This is a genomic window from Cupriavidus sp. D384 (assembly GCF_001652915.1).
GTDB lineage: Bacteria > Pseudomonadota > Gammaproteobacteria > Burkholderiales > Burkholderiaceae > Cupriavidus.
The window spans coordinates 48,421-64,305 of sequence record NZ_BBQI01000043.1; the positions used below are offsets into that span (position 1 = coordinate 48,421).

Annotated in this window: 14 protein-coding genes; 9 read left to right on the forward strand and 5 right to left on the reverse strand. The window is 56.6% G+C overall.

Annotated features, from left to right (window positions below):
- Nucleotides 1–9 precede the first annotated feature (9 nt).
- The 8 genes from A9J21_RS12575 to A9J21_RS30935 all read left to right on the forward strand — a co-directional run bounded on the left by A9J21_RS12575 (nucleotide 10) and on the right by A9J21_RS30935 (nucleotide 9,099).
- Nucleotides 10–642 (forward strand): TetR/AcrR family transcriptional regulator, encoded by a 633-nt coding sequence (locus A9J21_RS12575; protein ID WP_066736013.1) that lies wholly within the window; start codon nucleotides 10–12, stop codon nucleotides 640–642.
- 590 nt (nucleotides 643–1,232) lie between these two features.
- Nucleotides 1,233–2,057, forward strand: coding sequence for an oxepin-CoA hydrolase, alternative type (locus tag A9J21_RS12580; RefSeq protein ID WP_066736016.1), 825 nt, complete (start codon nucleotides 1,233–1,235; stop codon nucleotides 2,055–2,057).
- A 44-nt stretch (nucleotides 2,058–2,101) separates the two neighbouring features.
- On the forward strand, nucleotides 2,102–3,310 hold the full coding sequence (locus A9J21_RS12585) for a CaiB/BaiF CoA-transferase family protein (protein ID WP_066736018.1): 1,209 nt from the start codon (nucleotides 2,102–2,104) through the stop codon (nucleotides 3,308–3,310).
- A 41-nt stretch (nucleotides 3,311–3,351) separates the two neighbouring features.
- A complete protein-coding gene (locus tag A9J21_RS12590) occupies nucleotides 3,352–4,347 on the forward strand; it encodes a nitronate monooxygenase family protein (RefSeq protein ID WP_066736020.1) in 996 nt (331 codons plus the stop codon).
- 125 nt (nucleotides 4,348–4,472) lie between these two features.
- The gene (locus tag A9J21_RS12595; protein ID WP_197497496.1) at nucleotides 4,473–5,441 is read left to right on the forward strand and encodes a tripartite tricarboxylate transporter substrate binding protein; all 969 of its coding nucleotides are present in this window, start codon (nucleotides 4,473–4,475) and stop codon (nucleotides 5,439–5,441) included.
- Nucleotides 5,442–5,528: 87 nt separating this feature from the next.
- Nucleotides 5,529–6,710 carry an acyl-CoA dehydrogenase family protein gene (locus tag A9J21_RS12600; protein ID WP_066736022.1) on the forward strand — a complete coding sequence of 394 codons (1,182 nt, stop codon included), beginning with the start codon at nucleotides 5,529–5,531 and terminating at the stop codon, nucleotides 6,708–6,710.
- A 71-nt stretch (nucleotides 6,711–6,781) separates the two neighbouring features.
- Nucleotides 6,782–7,963: an acetyl-CoA C-acyltransferase gene (locus tag A9J21_RS12605; RefSeq protein WP_066736023.1), complete on the forward strand. Its 1,182-nt coding sequence runs from the start codon at nucleotides 6,782–6,784 to the stop codon at nucleotides 7,961–7,963.
- A gap of 194 nt (nucleotides 7,964–8,157) precedes the next feature.
- Nucleotides 8,158–9,099, forward strand: a complete 942-nt coding sequence (locus A9J21_RS30935; protein WP_231906901.1) for a LysR family transcriptional regulator — start codon at nucleotides 8,158–8,160, stop codon at nucleotides 9,097–9,099.
- A 72-nt stretch (nucleotides 9,100–9,171) separates the two neighbouring features.
- On the opposite strand, the gene A9J21_RS31935 is transcribed toward A9J21_RS30935, so the two are convergent.
- The 5 genes from A9J21_RS31935 to A9J21_RS12630 form a co-directional block, all read right to left on the reverse strand.
- A complete protein-coding gene (locus tag A9J21_RS31935; protein ID WP_066736024.1) occupies nucleotides 9,172–9,888 on the reverse strand; it encodes a hypothetical protein in 717 nt (238 codons plus the stop codon).
- On the reverse strand, nucleotides 9,885–10,757 hold the full coding sequence (locus A9J21_RS30945) for a serine aminopeptidase domain-containing protein (RefSeq protein ID WP_082926385.1): 873 nt from the start codon (nucleotides 10,755–10,757) through the stop codon (nucleotides 9,885–9,887). The genes A9J21_RS31935 and A9J21_RS30945 overlap by 4 nt, the downstream gene beginning before the upstream one ends.
- 64 nt (nucleotides 10,758–10,821) lie before the next feature.
- Nucleotides 10,822–12,489: an AMP-binding protein gene (locus A9J21_RS12620; protein WP_082926386.1), complete on the reverse strand. Its 1,668-nt coding sequence runs from the start codon at nucleotides 12,487–12,489 to the stop codon at nucleotides 10,822–10,824.
- Nucleotides 12,490–12,493: 4 nt separating this feature from the next.
- Nucleotides 12,494–14,266: an acyl-CoA dehydrogenase gene (locus A9J21_RS12625; protein WP_197497497.1), complete on the reverse strand. Its 1,773-nt coding sequence runs from the start codon at nucleotides 14,264–14,266 to the stop codon at nucleotides 12,494–12,496.
- A 43-nt stretch (nucleotides 14,267–14,309) separates the two neighbouring features.
- Nucleotides 14,310–15,107, reverse strand: a complete 798-nt coding sequence (locus A9J21_RS12630) for a crotonase/enoyl-CoA hydratase family protein (RefSeq protein WP_066736033.1) — start codon at nucleotides 15,105–15,107, stop codon at nucleotides 14,310–14,312.
- A 133-nt stretch (nucleotides 15,108–15,240) separates the two neighbouring features.
- Between A9J21_RS12630 and A9J21_RS12635 the strand changes: the two genes are divergently transcribed.
- A complete protein-coding gene (locus A9J21_RS12635) occupies nucleotides 15,241–15,828 on the forward strand; it encodes a TetR/AcrR family transcriptional regulator (RefSeq protein WP_066736035.1) in 588 nt (195 codons plus the stop codon).
- Nucleotides 15,829–15,885: the final 57 nt, after the last annotated feature.

Here is a 15,885-nt window from a genome sequence, read left to right on the forward strand (position 1 = left end):
CTACGAGATATGGGGCGCAAGCGTCAAATCGGAACACCAGAGGGCGATGAAAAACAGTTGGCGATCCTCGATGCAGCAGCATCGGTGTTCATGAAACTGGGCTTTTCCGCCACCTCGCTGGACGACATTAGTGACAGCTACGGGGCCACGAAGGGCATCATCTACTATCACTTTCGTAGCAAGACCATCCTCTTCTTTGCTGTGCAGCGCCGGGCCATGGAACTTACCCGCGCTGCGATTGAGCCCGCGGCCAACTCAGATGCGCCTGCACGAGAGCGACTGGAAGCAATGGCTATCGCTCACTCGCTCCTAATGATGGAGCATCTCGACTATCTCCGCGTTGCCGCACAAGGCCTGGAACTGCACCTTGGTGGCCGCACGACCGAAGAAGAGCGAGCCGAAATGAAGCGGATCACGACTCTTCGCGACAGTAACGAACGACTATATCTCCAAGTGTTGGAGCAAGGCGTCGCCAATGGCGAGTTTAGGGCGATGGACGTCAGAATTGTTGTCAAGGCAATGCTTGGCGCCTTGAACTGGACGTCTCGGTGGTATCAGCCCCGTAAGTCCGAAACTCGCAAGGACCGCGAAGTCATGGCCGCAGAGATTGCACGCTACGCCGTCAACGGCCTTAAGCAGTAGAGACTGATCCTCCTGCAGCGCGGCTCCCTCTAGCACTCCTAGGTCGCCGAGGCGCGCGCTCCACCCTCCTCCCCTCGGGCTCTGACGGCACGCCCTGTGCCGGTCAAATTCTAGATACGACGCAATCTCTCAGCTGCGCGATTACGTTTATCTAGGCTACGGGCCCAAACCAACCTGCTCCCGGCTCTGCCGCCGGCAATTCCAACCACCCGTCCGGTGGAAAGTCTTCCATTGCGCCTCGATTTGACCGCCGAATCGAAGCTCAACGGCAACCGATTGTTGAACGGAATTTGACGGGCTGTAGAGCCCTCGCGGCGTTGGCAATAGCTTCTCCACCTTTCACAATAGGTTCATCGAGAAGGACGTCGCTGAGCTACGTCGACCGCCAGTTGCCACCTAGCAATGCAACCGCTGCGCTCCACAAGACCGAATATCTCGACTGCTTAGCGATATTGCAATCCTACGAGCCTATTCCGCGCTCCACGGCCGATGATGTCCCAAAAAAAAGCATCCTTGCAACCGTGGGTATAGGGACGTCGCGGCCGGAGACACGCAATACCCCCTCACGACGTCAGTCATATCAAGATCCTATGTCCATTCAGGAAACCCAACCACTTCTCTCCAGGCGCGAAGGCCAAATCCTGGTCCTAACAAATAACAACCCGACGGCCCGCAATGCCCTGACGCCGGCGTTCTTTGCAGCACTACCAGAGGCCCTCGCGGACGCCGAGGCTAAGGTTGATATCGCTGCCATTGTCCTGACCGGAGCCGGTGGAAACTTCTGCTCGGGTGGTGATCTCAATCAACTCGCAACACGCCAGAAGATGCTGACCGGCGAGCGTCGTTCGGCTATGGAGAGGTTGCACATCCTCATCCGTTCCGTTCGAAATTGCAGCAAACCTGTAGTGGCTGCAGTCGATGGTGCCGCAGCGGGTGCGGGCCTTTCACTCGCCCTTGCCTGCGACATGCTTGTAGCTACGCGGAATTCGTCGTTCACGATGGCTTACGTCAAAGTCGGCCTGACTCCAGACGGCGGGGCCACTTCCCTCCTGGCCGAACTTGTAACGCGCCAGATTCTGACCGAGTTGTGCTTATCCGGAGGCAGCATTACCGGTGAACGCCTACACGAGCTGGGCGCGGTAAATCGCCTGGCAGAAGCAGAGAGTGCCCTGCCCGAAGCAATCGCCTTGGCTGAGCGCATTGCAGCAGGACCGCAACGTGCCATGGCGCGCATCAAGAAGCTATGCCGAACTGCACATGAGCACTCGTTCTCCCAGCAGCTCGAGCAAGAGGCGGAGTACATGGTGGAGTCTTTGGGGGATCGAGAAGCCGCCGAAGGGATTGCAGCATTTCTCGGAAAACGACGCCCGGATTTCTCCAGCTTACGCAGTCAAACGCAGCAAATCGAGGGCTGACCACGAGCGCAATCCTGAAATAACCCCAAATCGGAACAATCAGTATGCAACACGACAGCTCGAACCTTCCCCTGGCCGGCGTCCGCGTTTTGGATTTCTCGCGCATTCTGGCAGGCCCAACTTGTGCCATGGTCCTAGGCGACCTCGGCGCCGAGGTTATTAAGATTGAACACCCCGTCCGCGGTGATGACACGCGAGATTGGGGGTTGGCTGTTGGTACAACGCAAACTGCATACTTCAACAGCGTCAACCGCAACAAGCAGTCGGTGACCTTGGATCTGCAATCCGCCGAGGGACAGCGGCTTGCACGTGAGCTCGTCAAGCAATCCGACGTAGTCATCCAAAATTTCAAGTTTGGTGGGGCCGAAAAACTTGGCCTTGGCTACGAGCAGCTCTCCGATGCACAACCCGACCTGATTTATTGCTCGATTTCAGGATACGACCGCAACGGCCCTGAGGCAGCTCGACCAGGCTACGATCTCGTGGTTCAAGGGGAAGCCGGCTTGATGGCCTTGAACGGCGAAGAGAATCAGCCTCCGCTCAAGTTCGGAGTAGCTGCGGTTGACCTTTTCACCGGCATGTTCGCCGCCCAGGCGGTTCTCGCCGCGCTTGTAGAACGAAACCGTACCGGCACGGGGCGTCACGTCGAAATGGCACTATTTGACTGTGGGTTGACGCTTACCGCGTACTACGGTTTGGAGGCGCTCGTCAGCGGAACGGATCCCGCGAGGTGCGGCAATGCACATCCATCAATCGTCCCCTATGGTGTATTTGACGCCGAAGACGGACCACTGGTGATTACGGTCGGCAATAACAGCCAGTTTACGCGGTTCTGCCGGGAAGTCATCGAACGCCCCGATCTCACAGAAGATGATCGGTTTGCCACGAACCTCAAAAGGTCTGCGAACCGAGCTCAACTTCTTCCTGAGATTCGGAAGGCGCTTGCTACGCGAAAGCGCAACGACCTACTAGAACGACTGAATCGAGCCAGCATTCCATGCGGAGAGGTAGCGACTCTCCTCGGTGCTCTCACGTCTGCGCGAGCCCAGACCTCCGGACTTGTAACCACGCAGGATCACCCCGAAGCAGGCACTACGCCAGTTCTCTGCGCACCCTACAGATTTGATGGGGCGCGCATGCCAATTCGACGCTCTCCCCCTCCATTGGGCAATGCCACTTCAGAAACTCTCAAGTCGCTCCTTGGAATCCCAGACAGCCAACTCGCTGATCTTCGCGTAGCCGGTGTGATCTAGCCCGTGGAAGATTCCACCAAATCTGAACGTGAATGACAACAATGATGACCAGACCCTTTTCGACTGCCGTTACTGAGCTGTTTGGTACGCACCTGCCAATTGTTGCCGGTGGCCTTATGTGGCTAGCAAACGCCGACTACGTCGCCGCCGCTTCGCGCGCAGGGATTCTCGGCTTCATTACTGCTGCGAGTCTTCCCGACGTCGACGCACTAAGGAATGAAATCCGACGCTGCCGGGACTTATGCGATGGCGGCCCGTTTGGTGTCAACGTCTCAATGCTCCCGAAGCTCGTCACGGGCGAAAAGACGCAAGAAGTCTTCGAAGCAATCATCGACGAAGGCGTAAAGGTAGTCGAGACTTCTGGCCGTAGCCCAGAGGCATTTCTTCCGATGCTCAAAGATGCGCACGTAAAGGTTTTGCACAAGGTGGCATCTGTGCGGCATGCGGTGAAGGCAGCCGATGCTGGCGTCGACGCCGTATCAATTGTCGGAGCCGAATGTGGCGGTCATCCCGGGCTCGATATGGTTGGGTCCTACGTCAACGCCGCGTGGGCAGCGAAGCAACTAAAAATTCCCTACCTCATCGGCGGCGGCGTTGGTCATGGCTCTCAGATCGTGGCCGCCTTAGCCATGGGAGCGGCCGGCGTCGTAATAGGTACGCGCTTCTTGGTTGCCGACGAAATCTGGGCTCACGCGAACTACAAGGAACGCCTCATTGAAGCCCAACCTACAGATACTGACCTCTGTATGCAGTCTGTGCGCAACACTGTCCGCTCCCTTCGAAACGAGACGACTGCGACAGTCAAGGCGATGGAGTCCGAGAATCCCAACATCACCATCCAGGAGCTAATGCCTTATGTCGCCGGAAAAGTAGGACGCAACGCCTATGTAACCGGTGACTGGCAACAGGGAATTCTGTCCGCTGGCCACGCGCTCGCCTTCGTTGAGCAGCGAGAGCCACTGAAGGGAATCGTCTCCCAGCTTACCAGTGAAATGTCGGCGGCAATCAACCGGGTTGCAGCCACTGTTCCCTACTGATACCCAACAACTAGTAGTCCGCGATCACAGAGGAAGGCTACCCGTCGCTGCCGGGTCGAGAAGAATTCTCTGCTTGACCTTTCCTCTTAGAAAAATATCAATATTTCCAATAAATGGAGACAATTATGAAAAAAAGAAACTTCCTCGTCGCAATCGCACTTTGTTGTTTCGCCACCGTTGGTCGTGCTGATGACCTTTCCGCTCGCCCGATCAACATCATCGTCGGATACGCAGCCGGGGGGTCTTCCGATACCGTGGCACGCATTCTGGGAAAAGCTCTCGCGGACCGACTCGGTCGTCCTGTCGTGGTGACCAATAAGCCGGGAGCATCAGGCACCACCGCCGCTGCTGAAGTCGGCAGAGCGAAGCCTGACAGCAACACCTTCCTGCTGTTCACAACTCCCATGCTTCTTGCCAAGCACGTCTACAAGGACGTGCGCCTGGACGTGACAACCGAGCTGACGCCCATATCCACGGTCTACGACTTGCCGAACGTAATAGCCGTCAGCACCACCCACTCACCCGGCGTTCGAACACTTCCCGACCTAATTAAGAAGGCGGGAACGCGACCCGGTGGCCTGAACTTCGGCAGCGGCGGAACCGGAAGCATCGGGCAGCTTGCAATCGAAGATCTTAAGTCTCACATGAAGTTCAATGCGCAACACGTTGGCTACAAGGGTGGCGCTCCAGCCGTCATGGATTTGCTTGGCGGCCAAATCGATATGGTAAACGCAGACATGGTCGCTGTACTCCCTCATATCCGCAGCGGAAAACTCCACGCAGTAGCCGTAGGAACGGCGCAGCGGGTGAGCATCCTTCCGAATACGCCGACTATCGCAGAACAAGGCGTTCCCGGCTTCACTAGCGTGGCTTGGGGGGCTTTGCTGGGTCCAAAGGAAATCTCTCCCCAAGTCGTCGCTCACCTCGATAAAGAGGTCCGTGAAATTCTCAAGAGCGACGCGATCAAAGCACAGATGCTCAATGTCGGAGCGATTGTCGCCTATGCGGGGCCGTCCGAAACGGCGCGCCGCCTCCGCGAGGACGACCAACGTTGGGGAAAGGTCGCCCGCAATGCAGGCGTCTCAGCAGACTGATTCGACTTGTCTTCCACGCCGGTGACACACACCCAGGGTTCTTTCAACCGGCGATGCAGCCTTCAGCCAACACTAATTGAGATCGTTATGTCCCACCCAGGCGTAGACACAGGATCGTTCGAGCTGTTTCTCAGCTCCCTGCAGCGATTCGTAAAACACAGGCTCATTCCGCTCGAGCGATATGTCGAAGAGCACGACCAAGTTCCTCCCGAGGTGGTTCAAGAGATGAAAGAACTTGGGTTGTTTGGCCTTTCCATCCCTGAGGAGTACGGAGGTCTCGGTCTGTCCATGGCACAAGAATGCCGTGTTGCCTATGAGATAGGCCAGACCTCGCTAGCATTCCGCGGAGTTTTTGGCACCAATATCGGCATAGGCTCACAAGGCATCCTGATGGACGGCACCGAAGAGCAGAAGCGAACCATTCTTCCCAGGGTGGCCAGTGGTGAGCTGTTGATGGCCTTCGCGTTAACCGAACCAGATGCCGGAACAGACGCTGCATCACTGAAGACCCAGGCGGTGGCGGACGGCGACTCTTTCTTGCTCAGCGGCACGAAGCGATTCATCTCCAACGCGCCGTTTGCTGACGCCTTTACCTTGATGGCCCGGACCGGGGGTTCAGGCGGCGAAGGGATTTCCGCCTTCATTGTGCCAGCTGACGCGAAGGGTCTTTCGCTTGGGAATCCCGATAAGAAGATGGGCCAACGGGGCACAAAGACTTGCGACGTCATTCTGGACCAAGTTCAAGTCCCCGCACAGAACATTATCGGTGGGATCCCTGGACAAGGATTCAAGACTGCAATGAAGGTGCTCAACAGAGCCCGACTGCATCTGGCCGCAGTGGGATGCGGCATGGCAAAGCGCGCCCTTGACGAGTCGCTCACATATGCACGTGAGCGCAAGCAATTTGGACAACCGATTGGCCAGTTCCAACTGATTCAGGCCATGCTCGCCGATAGCCAAGCTGAGCTTCTTGCGGCCTGGTCACTTGTAAAGAGTTGCGCCAAACGATTTGATGCGCTTCCGGCCGGCAGCCCCGACCCTTCGATGCGGGTTATGACGTCAAGCGCGAAGATGTTCGCCACAGAGATGGCCGGGAGAGTTGCGGATCGTGGCGTCCAAATTCATGGGGGCTCGGGCTATATCAATGAGTTTCCAATCGAGCGCATCTACCGGGATGTGCGTCTTCTTCGTCTATATGAGGGAACGACACAGATTCAGCAAGTGATCATCGGACGAACGTTGATGAAGGACGTCGATGTCGTCAGCTGAACAACCCCTCGTCTAGCACAAACTCTTGTTGCGTTACGGCACACGAATCCCATCTCGAATCAAGGAACACCATGCGTCAAGCGGTTATTGTTTCCACAGCTCGCACCCCCCTGACAAAGGCACATCGCGGCGAGTTCAATATCACTTCCGGACCCACACTTGCCAGCTTCGCGGTACGCGCCGCTGTAGAGCGATCACGACTGGACCCGGCCCGCATCGAGGATATGGTGCTAGGTTGCGGGTATCCCGAAGGAACAACAGGTCGAAACATCGCTCGCCAAACGGTGATTCGATCCCAGTTGCCGCTTTCTATCGGCGGCACCACCGTAAATCGATTCTGCGCGTCCGGCCTCCAGGCCATCGCTATCGCGGCCGGACGCATCGTCGTCGATGGCGCTCCAGCGATGATCGCCGGCGGCGTGGAGAGCATTTCTGGCATTCGTACCCGCGATGATGGCAAGTCAGGCTTGGATCCTTGGATTGTCGAGCACAAGCCGGACCTTTACATGGAGATGATCGATACGGCCGACGTTGTTGCGAAACGCTATGGAATCAGCCGAGAGGACCAAGATAGGTTCTCCGTAGAAAGTCAGCGAAAGACTGCCCAGGCCCAGGAATCTGGCCGTTATCTAAATGAGATTGTCTCCGTTTCCACAACGATGGCCGTAACCGACAAGGAGACCGGACAGACCACAGAACGCGTCGTGACAGTAGACCGAGACACCTGCAACCGGCCAGGCACGACATATGAATCCCTTGCAAAGCTTAGTCCAGTTAAGGGCGAAGGGAAGTTCGTTACGGCTGGCAACGCGTCGCAACTCTCGGACGGCGCCAGCGCGTGCGTGCTTATGGAAGCCAGAGAAGCTGAGCGCCTGGGCCTTCAGCCTCTTGGCGCGTTCCGCGGACTTGCGGTGGCCGGTTGCGAGCCCGACGAGATGGGGATCGGCCCCGTGTTCGCTGTACCGAAGCTGCTTGAACGCTTCGGGCTGCAGATCGAAGACATTGATCTCTGGGAGCTAAATGAGGCGTTCGCCTCCCAATCCATCTACTGCCAGAAGGCGCTCAGGATTCCGGACGAACGCCTGAACGTAAACGGGGGAGCGGTCTCGATCGGACATCCCTTTGGTATGACAGGTGCTCGCCTGGCTGGCCACATTCTTCTCGAAGGCCAGCGCCGCAAGGCAAAATGGGGCGTCGTCACTATGTGTATCGCAGGCGGGATGGGAGCAGCTGGCCTGTTCGAAATCTTCTGAGTTAGCAGGATTTATGGCCGGTTCAGCGGCTATAAACCATCACGATACCGGGTATAAAACACGTGTCTTGGACATCTTGAGACATTTGGCCCAATCTGACCGCCTTCCATTTCCCCCGCTCAGGGGATCGGGTAGGCGGTCCGGCTTCCTACAGGTCGGAGCGTGCGTCGACGCGGAGCCATAGGGAGGTCGAAATGCTTCAACAAGTACGGCAGGCAATGAACCTGAATCTCATCGAGGTATTTGTGGAGATTGTCGACTGCGGCAGTATGAGTGCAGCCGCCCGGAAGCTTAACGTCACCCGTTCAAACGTTAGCCATCAAGTCAAGGCACTGGAGAAGCAAACAGGTGCCCAACTCCTTCATCGATCCACACGGGGACTGGCACTTACTCAGGCCGGTCATATGCTCTACGAGTATGGGAATCGAACACTAGTTGAACTGCAAGCTACTCGAGCTTCCATTGAGAACCTCGGAAAAGCCCTGCAAGGGCACGTGCGTGTGAGCGTTCCAACGGGTTTTGGTCGATTCTTTGCAGGACCACTCTTGCTAGAGTTCGCTCGGACTCACCCCGGCATCACACTAGCGATTACGTTCGACAACGAAGTCCAGGATCTCATCGCCGCGCAGATAGACATCGCTCTACGTATTACGAAGACTCCACCCTTGGACTACGTTGCTCGCGAGGTTTTCGCCATCGATCTGATGCTCTTTGCATCCGACGACTATCTTCGAAAAAATGGTCCAGTTTCGCATCCAAGCGAGCTCGCCGAACGATCAATAGTTGCTCGGCCGTACCCTGGTCGGAAAATTCCCCTTCGCCTGATCCATCGTAACAACGCTGCAGATCAAGTGACAATGACATTGCAGCCAAGCCTCGAATCCGCAGACTTTCCATTGCTTGCAGACGCGGTGTCTCAGGGCTTGGGAATCGGCCTCTTACCTGCCTACGTATCCCAGTCGGCAACGCACGGATCCACGGTACAACCGGTTCTGCCAGACTACCGTGTTGTCACCGATCCGCAATCACTTTATATTCTGACACTGCCTAGCCGATATCCTTCCCCGGCTACCCGCTCCGTCATCGAGTTTCTTCGCGAGCGCATAGCTCTTCTACTTCCCGCTCGGAATTGTTGACAGGCCTTCAGGAAGGCCCGTCCAACATCGGGCCGAAATCAGCTGTCATTGCGGCAGACTACCCTGAGCAATCTAACCAACTGCGCCGCGCGACGGCGGCTGCACCCCATCGCCAATGCATTGACGAATCACGTCTAGGGTTCCTAGATCCAACTCACTCGCGTCGACCACTCCAAAATACTTTAGCCACGGCTTGACGTGCTCAGCGTAGAGTTCCGCGCCGGATTCCCGAGGCACTGCATCCGGCGCCTCCGTTGCGCCCCCCAAAGCGGCAGATACTTCCACATTTGGATTGCCGTCTGCTAGCCCCGCCAGACGCCGGATACGAAGCGCATCCCTGATTTCGACAATGCGCTCTTCTGTAAAGACTCCAGAATCGAGAAGATCAGCAATATGGAGCACGCGGCCTCTTGAGCCCCAACTGCCGTCATCGATAACCCGAAAGTTCACCCACCACGTCGGCGCAGGAAAATCCAAACCGCACACCTCCGCTAGAGCGCGAAGGATACCCTCAATGACACGCTTGCGGACGGCTAGCGGCCACGCAGCCTCCATAACCGTGACATCTACCGTCATGACGTCCTTCGGAGCATCCACAAGCAGCTTTCCGCCAATCGCCATCCTCTCGGCGTCCAACTCAACAAAGTGGACCTGGAAGCCGATGCGGGCCGCAGGATGATTCTGACCAACTTCGGGTACTAGAACAGCGTCTGTCAGCAAAAGCGCCAGCGCCCGACGCTGTTCGAGAGTAAGCCGATCCTTAGGGGTCGTTAAGGTGACTATTGTCATACGATTGATCTCCCATCGTTTGAGGCGATTCCGGCTAGAGCTGGGAATCTTTGAGTGCCCGTTTCGGCACGATCGGCGAGCTGTTGTTCGACCCATTGGAGAAGCTTGTCCCACAGAGGGGTTGCATCCGCACGAAAATAGCCCATATGCCCTATCGCTTTGCCAGGTTCCCAAGGATGCAGGTCCAGGCGGTTGACGTCAGCCCCGGTGAAGGCTCTTACAAACGCATCACGTGACTTGGGCGAGGCCCAAGGATCATCAACCGCATTCGCAGCGACAAGCGGCAGGCCAACCTTCGCGTAGACGTCGGAAATATGAGTCATAGCTGGATCATCGAAGAAGTAGTGTGGATAGCCACACCAGCGACGCCATTGGCGGTACACACCGAACGGTAAGTCCTCGCCCATACCGAGCAAGCTCCACGGCATGTATCCTTTCAGAGCGACAAGTGACGGCAGTACTACGTTCCACTGCAGCCACACCTTCCATGCTTCGCTTTTTGGCATCCAACCGCTCCATCCCGCACCAACACCAAAGCAATACGCTCCTGCAAGGGCGTCATGATTTGGCAGCAGACCTACAGCTTGTCCCCCAAACGAATGCCCGATGAGGAACAGAGCTGTGTGAGCGGTTCTCATGCTTTCGACTGCGGCACCGAGATCTAGACGTCCCCAATCCAGATAGGTCGCTTCGAAGCCCTTGAGTGAGCCCCGTCGCGACGCACCTATCCCTCGGTAGTCGAAGGTCAGCGTAGCGAATCCCTTCGCAGCCGCATGCAGGGCGAACCTTCGGTAATATCGCTGTCCAACTCCGGTGGCTCCGCCTAGGACGAACCGCCCGCGAACAGGTCCAGACGGCTCATATCGCATTCCTCCGAGTGGGAAGCCATCTGCTGCGGTGATGGTGACAGCGCAAGTCCGAGTATGAAGATCGTCATGCGCGCTCAATTTCGACCTCCCGCAGCACCAAGTCCTTGCGCAGAATTTTGCCAACGCCGCTTTTCGGCAAATCCTCAACGAACTCAATGTAGCGAGGGCGTTTGTAGTTCGCGAGCTTTCCTTCGCAGAAGCCCCGTAGTTGGCCTTCATCCAACGACGGGTCTCGCTTTACCACGTATGCCACAGGCACCTCTCCCGCATGTTTGTCCGATCGCGCTATCACGGCGGATTCCTCAACACCAGGGTGAGAGTTGATTACGCACTCCACTTCGGAGGGAAATACCTTAAAACCGGAAGAAATGATCATCTCCTTCTTCCGGTCTACGATTTTTAGATACCCGTCAGCATCTCGTGTTGCGATGTCACCGGTCCGAAAAAAACCGTCTTCCGAGAAGGCTGTGGCATTTTCCTTAGGGTTGTTCCAGTACTCACGGATCGTCGCACGACTTCGAACGTAGATCTCTCCGGGACCGTGGGGTATTTCCAGACCATCATCGTCTCGCAGCGACAGTTCAACGCCCAGGACAGGGAGACCGACGGACCCACATCGCGATTCCCCGGGGGGATTGCACGCTATGAGGCCAGTCTCCGTCATTCCGTACGCTTCCGTAATGTGGCGGCCGGTAAGTTCATGCCAGCGTCGTGACGTCGATTCAGCAACCGGCATACCCGCGCCGATACAGAGGCGTAACGTGGAGAAGTCTACTGAAGCAAAGCTCTTATGAGCCAGGAGCGCGTTGAATAGGGTATTGACCGCGGGGAAACTGGTCACAGCATGCCGCCGCCACTCCTTAACTATGTCCTCGCGTCGTCGTGGATTCATCACCAGCGTTGCTCTTCCCCCGATTGCTAAAGCAAAGAACAGATTTCCGATGCCCAGGACGTGATACAAAGGGATTGCCAGCAGCACGTTGTACCGCTTCTCATCCATACCGATTAGATGCTCTGATAACGTGCCACGCTGCTGGTTCACGCCAAACATCAGCGCGTCGTGGGTAAGCGGAGCTCCTTTCGGAACCCCGGTCGTGCCACCGCTATATAACATCACTGCGGTGGCATTTGCATTGAGCTCTGCTGTGTGACTCTCAGCGTGTCTATGCTGCGCGTTGACCACATCTCGCCAACATGCCCCGAGCGTAAGCCGAAATGGGCGGAATCCTGGTTGCCGCTTTGATACGGCATTGACGATCAACCGTCGCCACCCGAGATGATCTCCTGCTTCGACTACCAAGGCGACGCGAATGTCATTCTTCTTCAGGCCGGCCTCGAAATTTCCCGCCAATGGGCCAAACACAATTGCGGCAGATGCACCGCTGTCGGAAAGGATTTGGGAGATTTCCTGCGAGGTATACAAGGGGTTCATGCAGACCGCCGTCATCCCAGCTCTCAATACCCCCAGGAGGGCGACTGGATACGCCATCACATTCGGGAGGGCGACTGCAATGCACGCGCCAGCAGGCAGATTCTTATGTCGCAGCCAAGCCGCGAGTGCCTTACTTTTGGCCTCTAGCTCACTGTAAGTCAGCACAGCACCCATAGAACTAACGGCCACGGCATTAGGCGCTCGCTGAGCGCTGGCGCTAATCGCATCTACGATTGAATTCGACCCGCCCGGAATCGGGGCTTCTGCAGCCGGATCCGATTCTGCAACATAGCTAATCATTGAGCTACTCCGCAAGAAATTGAGCCTCACCAATCCACGTGGCCGATGCCAGCCGCACTCGAAGTAATGCGGCTAGGTGTCTAACGGACTCTTGCGAATGCCGCATATAGTGGACGGCCGTCTCGATTTTTTCCTGATGCCATCGAATTTTCTGCGCAGCACCGTTTGCGGCCTCTGCCATCCAGGCCCATAGATACGCGAAAACGATAGCGCCCACCAGTTCAAGGTAGAGGGGTGCCACCAGGCCAACCGTGTTGCGATCGAAAACGGCTTCGACGGTGACGCGCTCGGATACTTCCTTAAGGATGCCTACGTACTCGCGCAAAGGTGCTGAGAGTTCACGTAGCTCTGAGCAACTATCGAGACGCGATGCAAGCGCGATGATGGTTTTCGCCAGCAGACCAACACGTTTTCCCTGGTCAAAGATCGTTTTACGACCAAGAAGATCCAACGACTGGATGTAATTTGTTCCCTCATAAATCGGACAGATGGCCGCATCGCGCAGCAGTTGCTCCATGCCCGTCTCGCATATGTATCCGAAACCACCATGGAGCTGCATCGCAGCGCGAATCTGCTGCCCGGACTGGTCCGACAAGTAAGCCTTTACTACGGGCGTGAGAAATTCCGCCAACATCGTGCTAGCGACTCGCCGGTCTGGGTCCGGATGGAACCGCGACTCGTCGAGTAGCAATCCAGCCCAAGCGACCAGCAATCGACCTGCCTCGACGAACTCCTTTTGGGCCAACAAGGTCTGCTTGACACCAATATGACTTATCAGCGAGTCAGCAGCCTTTTCTGGCTCTACCGGTCCGGAAAGAGCCCGACCCTGACGGCGCTCTCTCGCGTATCGCGTGGCGTTCTGGAAGGCGATATCCGCCAAGCCCACCGACTGGGCACCGACAGCCAAGCGCGCCCGGTTCATCAACACGAACATTGCCGGAAGACCTCTATTCAACTCCCCAACAAGGAAGGCCTGGGCGCTGTCAAATGCGAGTCCACAAGTAGCATTGGCCCGAATTCCGTGCTTATGCTCCAAGCTGGCCACACTGACGCGATTCCAATCTCCAATTCGAGCGCCCTCTCCACCAATCTTGAACTTCGGCACCACAAACAGACTTAGTCCCGCCGTTCCTTGGGGTGCGCCCTTCGTCCGCGCCAGTACCAGATGCACGATGTTCTCACTGAGGTCATGATCTCCATTCGAAATGAAGATCTTGGATCCAGTGAGCAGGTAGCTGGCGTCAGCCTGTTCCTCAGCAGTCGTTCTTATCAACGAAAGGTCGCTACCGGCATCGGCCTCGGTAAGACACATAGTGCCTAACCACTGCCCGCTCGCAAGTGGCGCCGAGAACATCGCTCGAACCTGCTCATTTCCGAACGTTTCGATGCAATCCAGAACCCCCTCTCTGACAGTCGCATATATGCTGAAGGCCATATTTGTCGCGCTCAGGATTTCGTCAAACATCGCGCCGACAACCAAGGGGAAGCCCTGCCCTCCCGCTTTTCGGGGAACTGTTAAGGAAGGCCAACCCATCTGCTGAAATCGCTGGTATGCGTTCGCAAAACCCGGGGGAGCGCTAACGCTTCCCCCATCGACTCGACAGCCAGTCGTATCGCCCGACTGGTTGAGCGGAAGGAGTTTTTCGGTTGCGAAAACAGATCCAGCCTCGAGGACCATCGCTATAGTCTCGCTGTCGACATGGGAGTAATCTGGAAGGCAAGACAGCACAGCGTCCACGTTCAAGACATCATGGAGCAAGAAGCTGAATTCTTCCAAGGGTGCCGCGTAGTGCAACGTTTCAGTTTCCCCTGTCTACGCATTAGCGTCCTTTGAACTGCGCGGGTCGCTTCTGCATCATGGCGAGGATTCCTTCGCGGACGTCTTCCGACTTGACCAGTTCGAAAAGTCGCGGATTCAGTGCCGCCAAGGCTGCAGACTCTCCTTCGTCTCGGGCTTGGGATGCAGAAGCAAGGGTCGCTTTGACTGCCAAGGGTGCTGCGGTGGAAATCTTAAGTGCCAATTCCAAGGCTCGATCAAGCTCGCGACCTTCCTCGACCACCTCGCTAACGAGCCGCATACGCAGGGCCTCCTCAGCATCAAAGGCATCGCCAGTCAGCATGTATCGCATTGCATCCGACCAACCAGCGGCCAGAGGAAAGCGGACAGTTGCGCCTCCGGAAGGTGGGATGCCACGGAGAACCTCAAGTTGAGCAAATTGAGTATCGCTTGCGGCGATTGCAATGTCGGCAGCGAGGGCAAGCTCAATTCCTGCCGTCCAACAGGTTCCGCGTACGGCGACAATAAGAGGTTTCCTCCGTCGCACGCCCGACACGCTAAATGGGTCGATCCCGCCTTCCGGATAGCCAAACTTTCCTGACGCCAATCGTGGCGCCAGATCCATCATGTCAAGGCCTGCTGTGAAATGCTCCCCGTGCGCGAACAGCACGGCGCAGCGCAGTTCATCGTTCCTCTCATACTCGCCTATCGCAAGTGCGAGGTCATCGAGCATAGCGCCGTCAAGGGCGTTTCGCTTTCCCGCTCGATCCAGACCAATCAAAAAAACAGACTCCCGCTGCTCACGGCTGACGCGTCCGGCGCCGTTGTTGTTGTCCTGCATACCTTCGTCTCCTAGTTAGGCGCGCACTACTTAGCGCAGCACGCGCGAACCGTGCTCATGCACTCGATTATGACAACTGTTATAGTCGAGGCCATGCTATGCTATGACAATCGTTATAGCAAGGAGTTTGTGAATGACTTCGCCCCAGGCATCGGCCCGCGACCGACTTGTTTTTGCGGCAGCCGACATGCTTCGGCGCCGCGGCTTGAATGCCACCAGCATTAGAGAAGTGGCAAAGCACGCCAACGCACCGCTTGGGTCGACCTACCATTACTTCCCCGGCGGAAAGAACCAGATGGTGGCAGAAGCTATTGCTATGGCAGGCGCCTACGTCAGCCAGATGCTTCGCACGGGACTTCAGGCCGGCATCGTCGAAGGAATCGGCGAGTTCTTTTTGTTTTGGCGAGAGGTTGTACTGCAGACCGACTATCGCGCGGGATGTCCGGTGTTAGCAGTCGCAGTGGCAGAGCCGGAGTCAGACCTTGATCGTTCCCTGCTGGAATCCTCGGCCAAGGTATTCGACGACTGGCAAACCTTGCTCATCGGAAGCATGCAGATGTCTGGTGTCGGAGAAAATCAAGCTCGCCAGAGTGCGCAGCTTGTCATCGCGGCCACAGAGGGCGCCATAGCGCTTTGCCGAGCGACGCGTAGTGTTGAGCCTCTGGACAATGTAGCGACTCAGTTGACACAGTATTTGGAGATCATGCTGGCCAAAGACTGAGGACTAGGCGCCACGGTTGTCAGTCGTTAGCCCGCTCACGGAGCTATCCATCGCTCG